The sequence below is a fragment of the Acidimicrobiales bacterium genome (assembly GCA_041394185.1).
Lineage (GTDB): Bacteria > Actinomycetota > Acidimicrobiia > Acidimicrobiales > Poriferisodalaceae > JAAETH01.
In genome coordinates this window covers 31,553-50,305 of record JAWKIQ010000005.1, presented here as the reverse complement: position 1 = coordinate 50,305, position 18,753 = coordinate 31,553, and the positions used below count along the sequence as shown (strand labels likewise).

Here is an 18,753-nt window from a genome sequence, read left to right as displayed (position 1 = left end):
CTAGCGGCGGGCCTCGTCGCGAATCCGCTTCTTCGTGGCTGCCCAACTGCAGATCGGGCAGGTCAGCAGATCGTGATGGCGGGCGGGGCAATATTCGCGCCCGAAGAAGATGATCTGCAGATGGCGGTCGTTCCAGGTTTCGCGCGGGAACACCGCCTTCAGGTCGCGCTCGGTGCGTTCGACGTTTGAGCCGTTCGACAAGCCCCACCTGGCGGCCAACCGATGGATGTGCGTGTCGACGGGAAACGCCGGCACGCCGAACGCCTGCGACATCACGACGCTGGCCGTCTTGTGGCCAACGCCGGCAAGCGACTCGAGGAACTCCCAGTCGGGCAACACCTCGCCGCCGGCGTCGAGGATCTGGTTGGCGGCGGTCCACAGGTTCTTGGCCTTGGTGGGCGCCAGGCCGATCTCGCGAATCAGCTCGAGGATGCGGTCGGGTCCCAGGGCCGCCATCTTCTCGGGGGTGTCGGCCAAGGCGAACAGGGCCGGGGTGACCTCGTTGACCTTCTTGTCGGTGGTTTGGGCCGACAAGGCCACGGCGACCAGCAGCGTGTAAGGGTCGGTGTGATCGAGAGGTATCGGCGTCTCGGGGTACAGGTCGTCGAGAATCTCGCCGATGCGGTCTGCCTTGTCCTGACGTTTCACCCGGGCGACGATAGCTGCGAATCAGCCCAGCACCGTGAGGACATCGGCCAGCGGTTTGCGGTGCAGATCGGGCACCCGAGTGCCGGGTAACGGGTAGCCGATCGGGAACATCACGAACGGACGCTCGTTGGCCGGCCGACCCAGCAGCTTGGTCAAGAACGCCATCGGCGAAGGGGTATGGGTGAGAGTGGCCAGGCCCATGTTGTGCAGGGCGGTGATGAAGATGCCGGCCGCAATGCCGCAGCTCTCCTTGACGTAATAGTTCTTGCGCTGGGTCCCGTCGGCCAACAGCTCATAGCGCTGCTCGAACAACACGACGATCCACGGAGCTATCTCGAGGAACTCCTTGTGGTGGTCGGTGCCCAGCGGCGCCAGGGCCTCCTGCCACTCGTCGTTCATGCGGTTGTCGAGATAGTTGACGCGTTCCTCTTCCTCGGCGGCCTCGCGGATCTGGCGTTTCAACACCGGGTCACACACCGCCACGAAACTCCAAGGCTGCTTGTGGGCGCCCGAGGGAGCGGTCGAGGCTGCAGCCACCGCCAGCTCGATCAGCGAGCGGTCGACCGGTTCGTCGGAGAACATCCGCACGCTGCGCCGTCGGCCGACCGCGGCGGTGAATTCGCCGGCGCGACGCTGCATCTCGTCTGGCGACAGGCGGGCGAAGTCGAGCTCTATGAACGGGTGTTGTGCCGCCAACTCGGGCGGGGGATAGGGGTGCTCGTAGTGTGGAGCCATGCGCACAGCTTGCCCGGTTTGGACCCGGCGCGCCCGAGGTGCACAATCTCGGCCATGACCGACGCACAGCTCGCCAGGGTCGACGCCGCAGTCGACGACCTCCTCGCCGCCACCGACGCTCAGAACATGACGCGGATCGAGTTCCGAGGGCACCAATTCGACCACGGGCTGGCCTGGGTGCACTTCGACGAAGGCCACGGCGGCCTGGGCGTGAGACCCGACCTGCAGGGTCACGTCGAACGCCGTCTGCGAGAGGCCGAAGCGCCCGGACAAGACCCGGCCACCTTCTTCATCGCCCTCATCGGCCCCACCATGCACACCCACGGCACCGACGAGCAGAAGCGGCGGTTCCTGCGGCCGATGTTCACCGGCGAGGAGAAGTGGTGCCAGCTGTTCAGCGAGCCGGGCGCGGGGTCAGACTTTGCCGGCCTGGCGACCAGGGCGGTGCGCGACGGCGACGAGTGGGTCATCAACGGCCAGAAGGTGTGGAACACGCTGGCCCACATCGCCGACTGGGGAATGCTGGTCACCCGATCCGACCCCGAGGCACCCAAGCATCGGGGCATGACGTACTTCGCACTCGACATGCATTCGCCGGGGGTCGAAGTGCGGCCGCTGCGCCAGATCACGGGCGAAGCCGAGTTCAACGAGGTCTACATGACCGATGCCCGCGTTCCCGACGCGAACCGCATCGGCGACGTGGGCGATGGCTGGCGGGTGTCGCTGACGACGCTGATGAACGAGCGCAGCGCCATCGGCGGCGGGGGAGCACCCAAGCGGGGCAGCGGCGCCATAGCGGTGCTGGTCGACGGCTGGAATCGGGCACCCGAACATGCCAAGACCCCGGCAGCCCGAGAGCGCCTGATGAAGCTGTGGGTGCAGGCCGAGGCCCTGCGTCTTACCAACATCCGCGCTTCGCAGAACCGCAAGGCGGGCAACCCGGGGCCCGAGATGTCGGTGGCCAAGCTGGCGTTCTCGTCGCTGAACCAGTCGATCATGGAGGCGGCCGTAGACCTCGAGGGCATGGCAGGCCAGGTCGACTACGACTACACGTTCCGTAGGCCAGAAGACCTGTCGGTGTCAGGCGCCGAATCGGGCGCCCATCACGCGTTCCTGCGGGTGAGGGCCAACTCGATCGAGGGTGGCACCAGCGAGATCATGCGCAACATCGTCGGCGAGCAGGTGCTGGGCCTGCCGGGCGAACCCCGCGTCGACAAGGACGTGCCCTGGATCAAGGTGCCGCGCAGCTAGCCGGACATCGGTGTCACGCGGGCCGGGGTAGTTCGGGAAGCGGAACCGACACCGGACCATGGGCGCGGTGGGCGTCCACGGCGAACTGGTGATAGTCGTCGAGGGCTTGGCGGGCTTCGTCGGTGTAATAGACGGTGCCGTCGAACAATGGGCCCTGCTTGCCGTCGATGATCGCGATGACGTCCTCGCCGGCGATGGTCTTGTTGCGTTCTAGAGCGTGGGCCAGGGCCAGAACCTCGTAGCGGTTGTCGGCCAGCAGTTGCTCGGCGTCGTCTAGCAGGCGCCGAAGGTTCTGCTCGACCCGCTCGCCGAGCGGGCCGCGTGTGGGGCTGAACTCTTCCTCTTCGTCGCCTGGTCCGCGGCCCGTGCCGCCGCCGATCTTGAAGCGCAGCGAAGCAGCATGTGATGCGACGGTCGAGCCCATTCCCCAATAGCCCTCCATCAGGGCAGCGAGGGTGGTGGCACCTTCCAGATCGCCCGAGACGCCAGACGAGTTGTCGTCGCCGAAGAACATCCGCTCGCCCGCCAGCGAAGCCAGCGACACGATGATGTCGGCCTCGTAATCGGTGCGCCAGCGCGTGAATTGGTCTTCGGGGCGCACCGATCGAACCATGCCCAGATAGGTGCCGCCCTTCTCGATGGTGGCGATGTCGATGTCCATGTGATGGCGCACCCGGTGGGCGGCCACTGCGTGGCATGCCTCGTGAACGGCGATTGCGTGACGCTCTCGCTCGATGTACTCGACGTCCTCGGATGGCCCGAGTTCCTTGAAGTGTTTGGCCGAGATGACATCGGCCCAGGTCACCGTGTCGCGCCCGTCGCGCACCGCCGTGATCAGGGCCTCGTTCACCAGGTCTTTCATCGTGGCCCCGGTCGCGTAGGGCGTGATCACCGCCAACTTGTCGACCTGGTCATCGGTCAGGTTGTGGCGCACCTTGTTGAGGTAGCCCTCGTAGGTGCGGCGGCGGCCATCCTTCGACGGGTAGCCGACCTTGTAGATGCGGTCGATGCGGCCCGGTCGCAGCAAGGCGTCGTCCAGGGCCGACGGCATGTTGGTGGCCATCATGATGAGGATGCGGTACTTGAACGGGGGTTTGGGCTTGAGGCCCAGGAAGCGCCTCACCTGGCGGTTCAGGAAGCCGCGCGGCTTCTTGAGGCCCGAGATCTCGGTCAGCAGCGCCTGCAGGGTGCCCATGCCGCCCCCTCCGCCGCCGCCCATGCCCATGATCACCTTGTCGATGACGCGGCGAGGTGGTTCGACGTCGGTGCTGGGTTCGTGGCGCCCGGCGGCCGCGTCGATCAGCGCCATCTGGGCCTCGGGCGAAAGCCACCTCATGTGATCGTCGCCGAAGGCCGAGTGGGCCATGCCCGGCCCTGGCTCGCCCGCCAACTGGCCACGGTTACCGAGCGAGTCGGCCTCGTCGAAGAACACGATGACACCACCGTGCTTCAGCGCCAGCTTGCGGAGCTTGCGGAACAGGCTCTTGACCTTGAGGATGCCCACGCCCATGAACATGTTGATGAACGCGCCCGGGTCGACGAACACATAGGGCTTGCCGGTCTCGCCGGCCACGGCCTCGGCCATCAGCGTCTTGCCGGTGCCGGGCGGACCCCACAACAACAGGCCTCCGGGCACGTGGCCGCCGCGGTCTTCGATCTCGGCCGGGTTCTCGAGGAACACGATGTTCTCGCGCACCTTGTCGAGCACCTGGTCTTGACCCCACACATCGTCGAAGGTGGTCTCGATGTCTTGTGGCATGTAGGTGTCGACCCCGCCGCGGCTGAGGAACCAGAACAGCAACACGAACTGGCCGACGATGAAGAACATCGGGAACGCGATGTTGATCCAGAACGGCACCGTTTCGGGGCCTGTGGACAAGAAATCCCAGATCGCGCCCGGGGTCTGGCCGATGCCGTCGACCAGCGAGATGTCGCGCCGGCGCGACACCAGCAGCGACACCAACAGATAGAAGGCCGTCCACTTGAGATAGCGCGCCACCCTGAAGCGCAACCACGGATTGCGACGGTCTTTCCAGCGGTCGATGCGACCCCAAACCCGGTCGACCCAGAAGTGGTTGTACCGGGGCGAGCGCTCGCTGATCAGATAGTGCATCTGGCGCAAGGCTTCGACGACGAACAGCACCAGCAGCCAGCGTCGAGCCTGCAACTGCTCGATGATGGCGTCGCCCAGTGTCATCACCGGAACGTCGGCGCGCTGGCGCCACACGAACACCACGAACAGCACCGTCATCAGGGCCAGCAGCTTGAACCGGTCGAAGGTCTGCATCGGGTGCCTGGCCTTGGGCGGCTCGGGCGGTGGAACCCAGATTTCGGAGGCCTCGACGTGGGCTGGGGTCAATCCTCCGTCACCGGCCGAGGTGACCGACCCGATGACGGGCTCGGGGGAGTCGTCGACTTCGCTCATCGTGGCTCCTCGATGGTCCAAGACGACATGATCTGTTCGATCGTGTCGAGGTTGCGTTCGAAGCAGCGTCGGGTGCACGTGACCGTGGCGATGTGTACCGACATGTCGGCCCGGTTCACCAGGGTCAGTACCCGGTAGAGGCTGTTGCTGTTGGAGAAATACATCTCGACACCCCATGCCCGAGGTTCGGTGAACTCGTCGTACCCCAGCATCGTGATCTCGGTGACGAGATCGTCGTCTGGGTTCAACGGGTCGTATCCCATGGTGCGCCGGCGAAGGGTCTCGAACGAGTCGGCCGTCGAGCCTGCGAGCGACTGGACGATGACGACCGGTTCGGTCCTGACGCCCAGGTCGGTGTCGATTGGGTGACCCACAGCCACCACGTCGGGCCCGAAGTCGTCGACCCGGTCCCAGTCGGCCGGCGCCGCGAACTCGACCGAGTCGCCGGTGGTCAACGTCTGGGCGGTCGGCGGCCCACACGCCGCCAAGGCGGTCGACGCCAGCAGGGCAACGACGGCCATCGAGAAGGCACGGCAAGCGAGGTTCATGGCGTCAGCTCGATCGAGTCGACGATGGCGTCGATTTCGTCCGCGGATCGCAGGTAGCACTGGGTCGAGCACGAGACGTTGACGCTGTAGACGGCCGAGCGGTCGGGGCTCAAGAACGCAGCCAGCACGGTCGTGGAAGACCGACCATCGACGACCGTGTCGAACCGGATCACCTGACCCTCGTAACCCCGGTCGTCGAGGTAGCGCTCGTAGAGGGTTAGGCGGTGAGCACCGTCGTCGCGCGACGGGTCGGTCCCGTCGAAGGTGGCACTTTCGCGCAGGGTCTGCAGCGACACGCGGTCGCGGGCCTCGGCCGAAAGGGCGGTGGACGACATCATGACGAACGGCTGCTCGACCCCGAATCGGCCGGCGTGGTCGAACGTGGCCTCGGCGTCGGCGTCGGCACCCATCATCCAGCCGCTTTGCCATGCGTCGAACGCAAGCACGGTGTATTCGTTGGGCAGCGCCAGCGACATCGTTCCGTCGTCGCTGGTGACGTACTGCCTGCTGGTTTCGAGGCCGCACGCAGTCAGCGGCCCACCGAGCGCGACGAAGAACAGCACAGCGGCGACTGCCCGGCGCATGCCCAGTCGCAAGAGCTCCCCGCTCGACCCAGACAAGGCCCGCATCGTATACGCCAGAGATCGGTTGGTACTACGGTGCGTCGATGGCTGGTGAACGCAGCGTGGGCCTGTTGCTGTACAGGAAAAGGCCGCCAGAGGGCCACGTCGAGGTGCTGATCGCCAAGATGGGCGGCCCGTTCTGGGCCAACAAGTACGCCCATTCGTGGACGGTGCCCAAAGGGCTGGTCACCGAGGCCGACGCCGACGACGCCGCGGCCGCCGAGCGCGAGTTCGCCGAGGAGATGGGCAGATCGGCACCACCCGGGACCTCGGCCGACCTGGGTACGTCGAGATCGGGCTCGAAGACCATCGTGGTGCTGGCCCGAGAGGGCGACTTCGACGCCGACGACATCGTGTCCAACACCTTCGAGGTCGAGTGGCCGCCGCGGTCGGGGTTGGTTCAGCAGTTCCCCGAGGTCGAGCGTGCGAGTTGGGTGACCCCGCAAGACGCCAGGCAGTTGCTGGCCAAGAGCCAGACGGTGTTCATCGACCGGTTGCTCGAGCTGTTGGCAAACACCGGTGAGGTCAGTGGCTGATGGCCTCGCACTCGTGGCACTCGATCTGGATGGTCGAGTGGGTTACCCCCAGCTCGGCCTCCAGGGCCTGGGCCATGGCGTCGATCAGCCCCTGAGCCGCGTGCAACGACAACTCGCTGTCGAGCACAACGTGTGCGGTGACGCTGACCTTGCCGCTGCCGAGCCCTCTGACGTGCACGTGGTGAACCTGCTCGACGCCATCGAGGTTGCCGAGCACGGAATCGACCGAGGCGACCGTGATGTCACCAGGACTGCGGTCGAGCAGCTCGTTGCTGGCAGCCGCCAGCACCGCCAGGGTCGATCTAAGCACCACCGCGTTCAGCACCAGCGACGCCACCGGGTCGAGCCACTCTGCGCTGGTGGTCGCCAGCAGCACACCGGTCGCAACCACGATCACTGAGCCGCCCAGGTCGATCAGCAGGTGCAGCCGGGCGGCGCGTACCGACAGACCGGATGCGCCGTTCAGCGCAAGCACGCTGAGTCCGTTGATGGCTATTCCGATGAGGCCGATGGCTATTACCCCGGCTCCTGCCACCTCGACAGGATCGAACAGGCGGTGGATCGACTCGTAGGCCACCCAGATGATCGACCCCAGCAACAACAGGCCAGACGTGAAGGCGCCTAGGGCGTCGACCTTGCCCCAGCCAAATGTCATGGCGTGGTCGCTGGGACGCCTGGCGAGGCGCAGGGCGACCATGGCGGTGACCAGGCCCAATGCGTCGACAACCTGATGCAAGGCGTCGGCCAGCACCACGACCGAACCGATCAGCAGGCCCACGACCACCTGAACCACCGCGAAACCGACGTTTACGCCGGTGGCCAAGCTGAGCCGCGCCACCGAGACATCGGTGCCGTCCGGCCCGTGAGAATGCTCGTGTCCGTGAGAGTGCCCGTGGCCCAAAGCCATGGTTCGAGGTTAGGCGCTGACCGCCCGCCAGCAATCGATGATGGCCTGCGCGCTGTCGACGATGTCGTCGGGCGTGGTCGCGTGCGATGACACGCTGAGGCGCATCGCCCGTCTGGCGTGCCAAATGGTTCCGCCGGCCCAGCACCGGCCGTCGGCCTGCACGGCGGCGATCACCGCATCGGTGGTGGCGTCGTCACCGAAGGCCACCAGGGCTTGGTTCAGCACTACGGGCGTCAGCACCTCGGCGCCAGCCTGGGCAAGCAGCTGAGCCAACTGGGCGGCACGGTCACTGGTGCGATCGACCAACTCGGCGATGCCTTTGCGCCCGAGAGATGCCATGGCGGCCCAAGCCTCGAAACCGCGAGCTCGTTGAGACATCTGCAAGCCCATGTGCATGGGGGCTCGCCCTGCCGTGGCCTCTAGATAGGCGGCGTCGGTGGTCATGGAACGACGGATGTCGTTCTCGTCGGCCACGATGGCCACGCCAGAGTCGTAGGCGACGTTCAGCCATTTGTGGCAGTCGGTGGCCCAGCTATCGGCCTGGCCCACGCCCTCGACGAGGCGACGCCGTGTAGGCGACGCAGCTGCCCACAGCCCGAACGCCCCGTCGACGTGAACCCAGGCTCCGGCGTCGTGAGCCATCGGGACGATTTCTGCGAAGGGGTCGCAGTGGCCGGTGTTGACGTTGCCGGCCTGCAGAACGACGATGCACCGGTCGTCGAGATCGGGAACAGCGTCTGGTCGAGCCCTGCCGGCTTCGTCGGTGGGGATTCTCTCGATGGCGTCGGTGCCCAGGCCAATACCTCGTGCTGCCTTGTCGATGGTGACGTGGGCCTCGGCCGTTGCGACGATGCGCAGGCGGGGCGAGCCGTTGATGCCCTTGGCCCGGGCATCCCATCCCAGGCGGGCCAGCATCGCGTCGCGCGCGGCGGTGACGCAGGTGAGGTTTGCCACGCTGGCTCCTCCACAAAACGTCGCCGCCGCACTTGAAGGCAATCCGAGGAGATCGATGATCCAGTCGGTTGCCACCTGGTCGAAGCGCGCCGCGGCCGGAGACATCACCGGCAAGGCGGCGTTCTGGTCCCAGGCCGAGGTCAGATAGGCGGCTGCCAGAGCTGCGGGCAGCGTGCCCCCGTTGACGAACCCGAAGTACTTTCCGCCCGTCGAGCGCATGGTCGCCGGTGAGGCGACACGATCGAGGGTTTCGATCACCTGTTCTGGCGGCAATGGGCTGTCGCCGAGCGCGAGGTCGAGGTCTTCGAGCCCCGCAACGGCGGCGGGCCCGGGAGACACTCGGTCGGGTTGTTGGGCCAGGTAGCGGCTGGCGCGTCGTGCGGCGTCGATCAGAAGCGGTTCCACGAACCGAACACCACCACCAATCGACCGGGCCAGTCGACACTGCGTTTGGACCGGTATTGGGTCAGCGATACGACGAAGATTGGGTTTCGTATAGGTCGGCGTAGTGGCCCTTGGCGGCCATCAGTTCGGCGTGTGAGCCGACCTCGACCACCTTGGCACCGTCGAGCACGACGATGAGGTCGGCCATACGAACCGTGCTGAAGCGATGCGAGATGAGGATGGTTATGCGGCCGCCGTCCGAGCCGCGCGCAGCCGCCGCGTAGTGCTCGAACAGGGCGTTCTCGGTCTCGGCGTCGAGAGCCGAAGTGGGCTCGTCGAGCACCTGAACCAGAGGTTCGCTTCGCATGAAGCCCCTGGCGAGGGCGACCTTTTGCCACTGGCCGTGCGACAGCTCGACGCCGCCCTCCCACGATGGGCCCAGCTGGGTGTCGAGACCGGCCGCCAGCCCCGATACGACGTCGTCGGCGCCGGCTCGCCCGACGGCTGCCCCCACGGCGGGCCGATCGTCGATGTGCGGCTCGTCGCCAACCCCCACCGAGGTGAGGGCTGCGAACTCGAATCGGAAGAAGTCTTGGAACGCCCCGGCCAGCCGTGAGCGCCAGCTGCGGGTGGTGAAGCGGGCGATGTCGACGCCGTCGGCGGTGATGCGACCTGCGGACGGGGCGTACATGCGCGCCAGCAGCTTGACCAGGGTGGTCTTGCCGGCACCGTTCTCGCCCACGATGGCGACGACCGCACCCGCCGGCAGGTGCAGGTCGACCGAGTCGAGGACCTTTCGCTGAGTTCCGGGATAGGTGAAGTCGACCGCTTCGAAGTCGATGCCGTGGGCCAGGTGGTCTGGAGCGTCGAGGTCGGCCGACTCGTCGGCGGCCGCGGCGTAGTCTTCGAGCCAGGCCAGGCGCTGGGACGAATCGAGCCAGATACCCCGCAGGAACCCCAGCTCGCCGACTGCGGCACCCACGTACATCGACAGTCGCGACCCGGCCACCAGAACCAGCAACACCGCGGAGGGCCCCGAGCCCAGCCCTTCGGCGACGAAGACGATGGCGCCCACGTACGCCGCTCCGAAGATGGCCCAAGCCAGGCTGTGCCACAACGCGGTGTTGCGTCGGGTGGCCGACAGGGGGGTCCACCAGGCCGTCCACGACTCGTTGCGCCTGTCTTTGATGGCCTGCGCGTTGCCGCTGAGGCGTACCTCCTTGGCGCTGTGGGGCAGGGTCACCAGGCTGAACAAATGCCTGGCTCGCCGGTTGTGTTGGGCTACCGATTCTTCGACCTTGCGTTCGATGCCGGGGCGCCACGTGGCGGTGTAGACGGTGGGCAGGGCGAAGACCACCAGCACGAGCAGCAATGGGTGCACCGTGGCCAACAAGACCAGGGTGATGATGAGGCGAAACACCCAGCCCATGGTCGAGAACAGCGACATGAACAGGTGGTCGAGGGCGAACACCTGGTCGCGCAGCACCGACAGCCGGTCGAGGTAGTCGGGTCGTTCGTGATGCTCGATGGTGGGCACCGAGGCCTGCAGCTGGGCGACATGAGACTCGAGGGCAACAGAAACCCGGTCGCGGAACCGGCGCTCGATGCGATCGAGCACGGTGCGAAGAAACCAGGTGAGCGTGGCCGAGAGGCCGAGCCCCAGGGCGGCCCAGACCACCTTGGGCCGTGAACCGTCGAGCACGCCGTCGGCCAGGATCGACAGCCACAGCGCTATGAGAGCGTCCGGAAGTGCGGTGAACAGCACCATCACAAACGACACCAGCAACAGCCTGGGCTCGGCGCGGTATCCGATGCGGACAGTACGCAACAGCGATGGGATGGCTGGGGGCAGGCCAGTGTCGGGGGCTGCGTCAGAGTGATTCACCGACGACCTCCCTTCCCTGGTCGTCGAGTTCGGCCTCACCGGCGGCGAAGCGCGCCGCCTGCAGCCGATACATGGTGGCGTAGCGCCCTCCCAGCGCCAGCAGTTCTTCGTGTGTGCCCAGCTCGATGACCCGGCCGTCTTCGATCACACAGATGCGGTCGGCCTTGCGCACGGTGTTGAAGCGGTGCGATACGAGGATGGTGGTGCAGCCGCGGGTGGCTTCGAGGATCCGCTCGAAGATCTCGGTTTCGCCGCGGACGTCGAGCTGGGCCGTCGGCTCGTCGAGCAGCACCACGCCGGCTCCGGCGAACACGCCGTGCACGGCCCGGGCCAAAGCCACGCGTTGCCACTGCCCACCGCTGAGTTCGGTGCCGTTGGCGTAACCCCGGGCCAACGTGGTGTCGAGATCGGCGAGGCCCGCGGCTCCGGCGCTGTCGAGGGCGCGCACCACCGCTTCGGTGCGCGCCGGGTGGGGCCCCGACCCGTTCTGGGTGAGGGCGCTGGCCGCGATGCCCGCCGGATCGACATTGTCGATGAGCGGCAACTCGTAGCGGACGAAGTCCTGGAAGATGGCAGCGACGCGACTCCGCCATGTGGCCAGGTCGAGTGTGCGCATGTCTTGGCCGTCGACACGAATGGTGCCCGAATCGGGTTCGTAGAGGCGACAGATCAGCTTCGCGAGTGTGGTCTTGCCCGCCCCGTTCTGCCCGACGATGGCCAGGCTGGTGCCCGCAGGGATTTCGAGGTCGAGGCCCCTCAGCACCGGCTCGGTAGCGGTCGGGTAGGTGAAGGTGACGTCTTCGAAGCGGATCGACACGGCTCCGGGCGCAGCGCTGGCCTGGCCCTGCTGAATGGGCTCGACCTCGCCGACTGCGCGTTCGACCTTCTCGACCGCAGCCACCGGCGCGGCCGCCGAGTCGATGGCCCAGCTGAGCCCGCCGAACGCTATTGCGCTGGCACCGATGGCGGCCTGCAGATACACGACCGCAGCGCCCAGGTCGGCAGAACCCGACAGTGCAGCTTCGGCCACCTGCCAGAACACCAGCGCGTTGGCGCTCAGCACCACGACCAGGCTCCACACCACGGGTCGCTCGCGCAGCCGGGTCGCCTCCCACCTGAGATCGTCGAGTTCGAGGCGCCTGGTGCGGAACCGCTCGATGACCCAATCGGCCAAGCCGAACAATCGGACCTCCTTGGCCGCCGGTGCGTCGACGGCCAACCGGTAGGCGTAGTCGGCATGACGCTGAGCGGTCCGGACCCGATCGGTGTTGCGGGTCTTCCAGACCGCGCTTTCGCGAAGCAACCAATGTGTGGAGCCCCACCCGATGATGAGCACCAGCGGAGCCCACCAAGCGAAGGCAAAAAGCACACACGACGTGGCGATGCCGGCCACCATCTGAACCAAGCCGCCGGCGACGAAGTCCATCGAAATCGAAAGCGGCGGACCGGTGATGCCCAGGTCGAAGTCGCGCGCCATTGTGAAGTCGTTGACCAGATCGGGGCGCTCGAGGTGGGCTATGCCCTCGGGAGCCGACACGGTGTCCATGAGGCGACGGTTGAGATGGTCGGCGGTGCGGACACCCAACGCCGAGCCCACCGCCTGGTGAACTGGCGCCAGAATCTGCAAGCCGACGAACACGAACCCGACGAACACCAAAGGGGCCGTCAAGCTGTCGCCCCGGTCGACCGCGCCGACCAGCCAGCCCGTCGAGATCGCCAGCAGCGCAGGCACCAGACCGCGGGCGAACAGGATTGCCCACCATGCGGTGCTGAGGCCCGGCGCGGCGCGGTGGAGGGCGCGGGCGAAGGTGACCTCCTGGCGCGACATCAGACGCTGCAAGGGCGAGGTGTCGGGGGATTGGGATTCGTCTGGTGCGGATCGGCCGCTGCTGCTGCCCACTCAGCGGACGCTATCGCAGCACTGGGACACTGGCGATCAGCCGATGCCTCAGCCGCAGGCCGTGAACATCCTGACCTGGTCGCGGTCGGTGCCGGTGGCATCGAACTCGACCAGCACCACCTGGCCGTCGACGGTCAACGAGTCACCCGGCTCGATGGGCGAGGTGAATTCTGCGGCGCCCACGGCAAAGCCGAGGATCGTGTCGTCGCTGCCGATCACCGCGTCGATGGGGCGATCTCGCTGCGGGCTGGCGGCCACGATCAGGTAGCTACAGATCGACGACCCCGATGTGATCGTGAAGTCCGCGGAAGAGCCGATGCCGACTGTTCGACCCGAAGACGCACCCACTACTCGCAGGTCAGCGCTCAGAGTGGTAGGGCCCGACTCGTGGATCACGAACATCGAGCTGTCGGAGGTGATGTCGTCTGGACCAGAGCCGACAACCAGTTGGTCTGGCGCCAGGCGGATGACGCTGCGGTCGAGTGGATGCGCCGTGAGCGACTCGATGGGTTCGGTGGTGGTGGAGGACGAGGTCGTGGCGTCCACCGATGTGGTCGTGGTCGGCAGCCCGATCGTGGTCTGGCTGGTCGGAGGGTTCAGGGCCGTCGTTGTGGTTCGATCGACCACAACCGTGTCGTCGGGCGCTGAGCTGGTTGTCGAAGGTGCGGTCTGTTCGACCTGGGCTGCGGCCGCGGGTTGCGGAGTGTCGTAGGTCGCCACCATCAGCGGAGCCATCACGGTGGCGGCAGCAGCAGCACCCGCCACCGTCGCGGCCGTGGATCCTGCGGTGGTCGCGCTGCCCACCAGTTCGCCCAGTCGGGGAACCTGCGCCAGCCAGCTGAGCGGACCGCTGATGCGCTGGAGCCTTGCGGTCGAGATGTGTAAGAACGCCCGCACGACCTTTGGATCGAACTGGGTGGCAGCACAGCTGGCCAGCTCGCGCCTGGCGTCTTCGGGCTTCCAGGGCTTCTTGTACGACCTGGCCGAAGTCATCACGTCGTAGGCATCGGCCACGGCCACGATGCGGCCCGCCAACGAGATGTCCGAGCCGGCCAGACCCAGCGGGTAGCCATCGCCGTCGTGGCGTTCGTGGTGTTGGGTAGCGGCGTCGAGCCATTCGCCCAGCCACGGGCGTAGCGGTTCGAGGATCGGTCCGGCCGCGCCCGGATGCTCGCGCAGCGTCATCCACTCTTCGTCGGTAGGTCGCCCGTTCTTGTTCAGTATCTCGGCCGGCACGGTCAGCTTTCCGACATCGTGCAACAGCGCAGCCCAGTGCAGCATCGAACGATCGTCGTCGGGCAGGCCCATGTTCTCGGCGATGAGATCCGAGTACGCCCTCACCCGCTCGGAGTGACCGCGAGTCTTGCGGTCGTGGTCGTTCAGGTCGGCCAGTATCGCCAGGATGTTCTCGGCCGCCTCCTGGGGCGTGTCGCCCAGCGGCAGGCCGGCTTCTACGCGCCTCGCCAGGTCGCGGGCCTGCGAACGCCTCAACGCCACCGAATACCTCGACGGCGCGTCGTCGGGGAACACGAGGCTGCATTGGTACAGGAACGACAGCGGAGCGAACTGTTGCATCACCGGCCGCGACAGCCATATCGCCGCGGTCGACGCGGCCAGGATCGCCACCCACCAGCCGACCGCGGCCAGCAGGCCCGCCGGTCGCGGAACGAGGGTTGCGGCAACGAATCCGGCCACATAGCCGGCGACCAGTGGAGCCGTGAACACGAACGCCCGAACGGCCCAGGCCTTTGTAGGAGAAGCACGCCAACGTCCAGAGCCGTCGGCCTGCGAGCGCGCCGAGCCGCCAGTAGCCGTGGTCTTGGGTGACTCTGCGCTCACCTTGTTCCCATCGGCGGCCGGGGCTGGTGGGTTAGCTGCTGCCGGCGTTGGCGCTGCCTAACACGACACGTAGACGCGCACCTGATCGGCGTCTGTTGCCGATGCGTACAACGTGCCGCGAACCTTCGAGCCGTCGAAGCCGACCGTGTCAGAGCCTTCGATGCCCAAGAATGAGGGGGCACCGGCCCCGAAGAACCAGCTGGTTTGCGCCAACTGTGCGTTGGTCACCGAGAAGCCCAGGATCGTTCCGATGAAGTTGATCTCGAACGAGATAGCGCTCGCTCCGCTGGGTGTTCTGGCATGAACGATCGAGCTGCATACCGTCGATCCGGCGGGGATCGTAGCCGTGGCGAGGGAACCGGCGGTGATGTCGGCGACGGGGGCCAGAACCACCAGCGGATCGTCTAGAAGGGTCGGTACCGATTCGGCGATCAGGTACACGAAGTTGGGAGCGCTGGGGCCGCCGCCGTTCAGCTGGTCCCGAGTGGACAGCGCGTAGCCGCCGGGCGGGGGAGGGGCCACCGTTGTCGTGGGTACGTTGCCCGTTGTCGTCGTGGTCGTCGTGCTGGTGGTCGTGCTCGGCGGAGGAGGCAAGGTCGTCGTAGTCGTCTGCCTGGTCGTGGTCGGCGGCGCTGCGACGGTCGTCGTGGCGATCGAGGTGTCGACGATCGTCGACGCGCTGGTGACCACCGTCGTCGTGGTGCTCTCTGGCTCGGCCGGTGCCACGGCCGTGGTGTTGGCGATACCGTTCTCTGGAAGCACCAGGTCGGTCATGGCCAAGGTCGTGGTGGTCTCGGAGCCCTCATCCACGACCACGGGGTCGTCGGCTGCCGGAGCGCCGTCAGGCATGTTCGACTCTGCGGCGACGACCGCAGACATCGCCGTGGCATCTGGGGCATCGTTGAAGCCCAGGGAGGTGAGGCCCAAGGTGGCCAGCGCAGCCGTGGTGACAGCCGAAGCCACAGCGCCGACCGTTGTGCCCGACACCGTTCCGAGCCGACCGATTACCTCTGCGATACGAGGGAACTCGGCAAACCACGACAGTGGCCCCGCGATGCGATGAAGATGAGATGACGGTATCGACATGAACGCCCGAACCACTCGGGGGTCGAACTGGGTGCCCGCGTTGCGCGCCAACTCGAGGCGAGCGTTCTCCCTTGACCATGCGGCCTTGTAGGACCTGGTCGAGGTCATGACGTCGTAGGCGTCGGCAACCGCGACGATGCGACCGGCCAGGGAGATCTCGTTGCCCTTCAGGCCCCGGGGATAGCCATCGCCATCCCAGCGTTCGTGGTGCTGGGTCGACGCCAGCAGCCACTCACCCAGCCAAGGGATCAGCGGCACAAGCAGGCGGCCCGACGCGCCGGGATGCTGGCGTAGCAGTTGCCACTCTTCGTCGGTGGGCCTGCCGTCCTTGTTCAAGATCTCGGGCGGCACCGCCAGCTTGCCAACGTCGTGCAGCAGTGCGGCCCAGTGGAGCTTGGTCCTGTCGTCTGGCGACAGCTTCATGTCTTCGGCGATCAGGTCCGAATAGGCCCTGACCCTCTCGCAGTGGCCTCGGGTACGCCTGTCGTGCTCGTTCAGGGCGTTCACCAGCAGCACTACGTTCTCTGCTGCCTCCTGGGGGGTGTCGCCCAGAGGTTGACCGTTGGTGAGGCGGCGCTGGAGGTCTCGTACCGATCGCTGCCTGATCGCCATCTTGAAGCGATCTGGCGCTGTATCGGGGAACACCAAGGTCAGCTGATAGAGGAAGGCCAGGGGGCTCAGCCGCTGGATCAGTGGGCGGCTGATGTAGACGACTGCGCTGGTGACGGACATCAGGCCCAGCCACCACAACGCCGCAACGAACCAGCTGCTGGGGTCGCCCAGAACCCTGGCGTAGAGGCTTCCGGCCACCATCGCGAACACGATCGGCAGGGCGAACATGACGAACTTGATGATCCGTGGCCACCAGGGCGAGGTGTGCCAGCGCCCCGTCGCCGCGTCGGTGGCCTGCGAGCGCGCGGAACCGCCGTCGGGCCGTTCTTCGTATTGGGTGTCTGCCTTCGAGAGCGTCGACGCCACGGGTTTCCATCGGCACAATGGGAAGGTCGGGTGAGCGTGTGATTCAATTCGCTCATGGTCGACCTGTACGAAGCCATGAGCACGCTGCGCGCCGTTCGGCGCCTGCGGCCCGATCCGATTCCCGACGATGTACTTCGGCGGGTCATTCAAGCCGCGGCGTGGGCTCCTACCGGAGGCAACGCCCAGCCTTGGCATGTCGTGGTGGTCAAGGATCGCGCCGTCAAACAGGGCCTGCAGGCGATCTATGAGCCCGAGTGGCAGGAATACATGAAGATCGTTCGGACTCGCATGGCGGCTCTGGAGGGTGAGGCGCTGGCCAAGATGCAGCGCACCGCGGCCGCGGGCGATCAACTGGCTGCGAACCTGGCCGACACACCGGCGATTCTGATGTTCTTCGCCGATCCGACCCGCATGGCCATCACCGACATCGATCTCGATCGCACCAGCATCGTCGGGGGTGGCTCGGTGTATCCGGCGGTGCAAAACGCCATGCTCGCGTGTCGTGCCGAAGGTCTGGGCTGCGTGTTGACCACACTTCACTGTCGCCGCGAGCCCCAGGTGCTGGAGCTGTTGAACGTGCCACAGCCGTGGATGACAGCGGCGATGGTGCCCGTCGGCTATCCCGAAGGCGGCGGACATGGCAAGATCACGCGACAGGCCGTGGCCGAGCTGACCTCGGTCGACTCGTTCGGCACGCCTTGGTCTACATAGAGGAGGACCGATGTCAGCTTTGCTCCACCCCTTCGCCGACCCGGCGAAACCAGAGGAGAACTTCATCTCCATAGCGCGTGCTGAGGGTTCGACGCTGTGGGACTCGAACGGAAAGAGCTACATCGACGGCCTGGCGAGCCTGTGGTACTGCCAGGTGGGTCATGGACGCCGCGAGATCGTCGAGGCCGTGAACCGCCAGATGCTCGAATTCGAGAACTATCACATCTTCGACCCCTTCACCCACGAGCCGGCACGCCAGGTCGCCGAGTCGATCCGGTCCAAATCGCCGTTCCCCGATGGCCGGGTGTTCCTTGGCTGCTCGGGTTCGGAGGCCGTCGACACCGCCCTCAAACTCATGCGGCTGGTTCAACAGCGGCGGGGCAAGGGTGACAAGCAGATCCTCGTTCGCCGCGAGCACGGCTATCACGGCACCAACTTCGGTGGCACCACCGCACAAGGCATCGCCCCCAACCGTGAGGGCTGGGGCGACCTGGTGCCTCACTTCGAGCAGGTGCCCAGCGGCGACCTCGAGGCTGCGGCGTCGCTGTTCGCCGAAAAGGGCGACCAGATAGCCGGAATCATCACCGAACCCATCCAGGGCGCAGGCGGGGTGATCCCGCCCCCCGAGGGCTATCTCGAGGGCCTGCGCCGTCTCTGCGACGACCACGGAGCCCTGCTGTGTTTCGATGAGGTCATCGCCGGATTCGGGCGCACCGGCAGCTGGTTCGGGTCGCAGACCTGGTCGGTGCAACCCGACCTGTTCACCTTCGCGAAGGGTGTCACGTCGGGCTATCTACCGCTGTCTGGTGTGGCGGTATCTCGCCAGGTGGCCGGCGAGCTCGAGCAGATCGGTGGTGTGATGCGCCACGGCTACACCTATTCGGGCCACGCCGCATCTTGTGCCGCGGGCATCGCCAACATCGACATCATCGAAAACGAAGGCCTGGTCGACCGTGCCGCCGGCGAACTCCACAAGTGGTTCTCCGAGGGTCTGTCTGCGCTGGCCGACGACGGCACGATCGAGTCTTACCGTGGTCAGGGCGCCATCTGGGCTGCGGAACTGGGGCGTGATGCGATACCGGTTCGCGACGCAATGCTCGACGCCGGCGTCGTCGTGCGCCCCATCGGCACTGCCATCGCGTTCTGTCCGCCCCTGGTCATCACCGAATCCGAGGTGACCCAGATGCTCGACACCCTGGTAAAGGCCGCTTCTTAGCTGCTAGTTCGCGACACCTTTGGTGTCGCTCATACGCACATCGGTCGGCGCAGGCAGCGCCCAGGCCACGTCTGCGCTGCCCGCATCTTTGCGACGGCCGTGGGATCCGACTGCTTCTTGTCGCAAA

15 protein-coding genes are annotated in these 18,753 nt (G+C 66.4%); 4 read left to right on the top strand and 11 right to left on the bottom strand.

All coding sequences use genetic code 11. The features are described from left to right. Both nth and R2770_20350 read right to left on the bottom strand, forming a co-directional pair. The gene (nth, locus tag R2770_20355; GenBank protein MEZ5282817.1) at positions 1–648 is read right to left on the bottom strand and encodes an endonuclease III; all 648 of its coding nucleotides are present in this window, start codon (positions 646–648) and stop codon (positions 1–3) included. Positions 649–669: 21 nt separating this feature from the next. Then, a complete protein-coding gene (locus R2770_20350) occupies positions 670–1,383 on the bottom strand; it encodes a nitroreductase family protein (protein ID MEZ5282816.1) in 714 nt (237 codons plus the stop codon). A 54-nt stretch (positions 1,384–1,437) separates the two neighbouring features. Between R2770_20350 and R2770_20345 the strand changes: the two genes are divergently transcribed. Further along, positions 1,438–2,634 (top strand): acyl-CoA dehydrogenase family protein, encoded by a 1,197-nt coding sequence (locus R2770_20345; protein MEZ5282815.1) that lies wholly within the window; start codon positions 1,438–1,440, stop codon positions 2,632–2,634. A gap of 13 nt (positions 2,635–2,647) precedes the next feature. On the opposite strand, the gene R2770_20340 is transcribed toward R2770_20345, so the two are convergent. From R2770_20340 to R2770_20330, 3 genes are read right to left on the bottom strand one after another with little or no spacing between them, the layout of a single operon-like run. Continuing rightward, the gene (locus R2770_20340; GenBank protein MEZ5282814.1) at positions 2,648–5,059 is read right to left on the bottom strand and encodes an AAA family ATPase; all 2,412 of its coding nucleotides are present in this window, start codon (positions 5,057–5,059) and stop codon (positions 2,648–2,650) included. Continuing rightward, positions 5,056–5,607 carry a hypothetical protein gene (locus tag R2770_20335; protein MEZ5282813.1) on the bottom strand — a complete coding sequence of 184 codons (552 nt, stop codon included), beginning with the start codon at positions 5,605–5,607 and terminating at the stop codon, positions 5,056–5,058. Before R2770_20335 ends, R2770_20340 begins: the two co-directional genes overlap by 4 nt. Next, positions 5,604–6,227, bottom strand: a complete 624-nt coding sequence (locus tag R2770_20330) for a hypothetical protein (GenBank protein ID MEZ5282812.1) — start codon at positions 6,225–6,227, stop codon at positions 5,604–5,606. Before R2770_20330 ends, R2770_20335 begins: the two co-directional genes overlap by 4 nt. 47 nt (positions 6,228–6,274) lie before the next feature. On the opposite strand from R2770_20330, the gene R2770_20325 reads away from it, so the two are divergent. After that, positions 6,275–6,766, top strand: a complete 492-nt coding sequence (locus tag R2770_20325) for an NUDIX domain-containing protein (protein ID MEZ5282811.1) — start codon at positions 6,275–6,277, stop codon at positions 6,764–6,766. On the opposite strand, the gene R2770_20320 is transcribed toward R2770_20325, so the two are convergent. The 6 genes from R2770_20320 to R2770_20295 form a co-directional block, all read right to left on the bottom strand. Then, entirely contained in the window at positions 6,756–7,673 is a 918-nt protein-coding gene (locus R2770_20320; GenBank protein MEZ5282810.1) for a cation diffusion facilitator family transporter, read from the bottom strand. The two genes, R2770_20325 and R2770_20320, sit on opposite strands and share 11 nt — an antisense overlap. Positions 7,674–7,682: 9 nt before the next feature. Next, positions 7,683–9,032: an aminotransferase class V-fold PLP-dependent enzyme gene (locus R2770_20315; GenBank protein ID MEZ5282809.1), complete on the bottom strand. Its 1,350-nt coding sequence runs from the start codon at positions 9,030–9,032 to the stop codon at positions 7,683–7,685. 61 nt (positions 9,033–9,093) lie between these two features. Then, entirely contained in the window at positions 9,094–10,896 is a 1,803-nt protein-coding gene (locus R2770_20310) for an ABC transporter ATP-binding protein (GenBank protein MEZ5282808.1), read from the bottom strand. Then, complete coding sequence (locus tag R2770_20305) at positions 10,883–12,796, bottom strand: ABC transporter ATP-binding protein (GenBank protein ID MEZ5282807.1); 1,914 nt, start codon at positions 12,794–12,796, stop codon at positions 10,883–10,885. Before R2770_20305 ends, R2770_20310 begins: the two co-directional genes overlap by 14 nt. A 48-nt stretch (positions 12,797–12,844) precedes the next feature. Beyond that, positions 12,845–14,635, bottom strand: coding sequence for an HD-GYP domain-containing protein (locus R2770_20300; protein ID MEZ5282806.1), 1,791 nt, complete (start codon positions 14,633–14,635; stop codon positions 12,845–12,847). 57 nt (positions 14,636–14,692) lie between these two features. Next, the gene (locus tag R2770_20295; protein ID MEZ5282805.1) at positions 14,693–16,699 is read right to left on the bottom strand and encodes an HD-GYP domain-containing protein; all 2,007 of its coding nucleotides are present in this window, start codon (positions 16,697–16,699) and stop codon (positions 14,693–14,695) included. Between the two features lie 54 nt (positions 16,700–16,753). Here R2770_20295 and R2770_20290 point away from each other — a divergent pair, with 54 nt between their 5' ends. After that, positions 16,754–17,410, top strand: a complete 657-nt coding sequence (locus R2770_20290; GenBank protein ID MEZ5282804.1) for a nitroreductase family protein — start codon at positions 16,754–16,756, stop codon at positions 17,408–17,410. 10 nt (positions 17,411–17,420) lie between these two features. Further along, positions 17,421–18,626 carry an aminotransferase class III-fold pyridoxal phosphate-dependent enzyme gene (locus R2770_20285; protein ID MEZ5282803.1) on the top strand — a complete coding sequence of 402 codons (1,206 nt, stop codon included), beginning with the start codon at positions 17,421–17,423 and terminating at the stop codon, positions 18,624–18,626. The last annotated feature ends 127 nt before the right edge of the window (positions 18,627–18,753 follow it).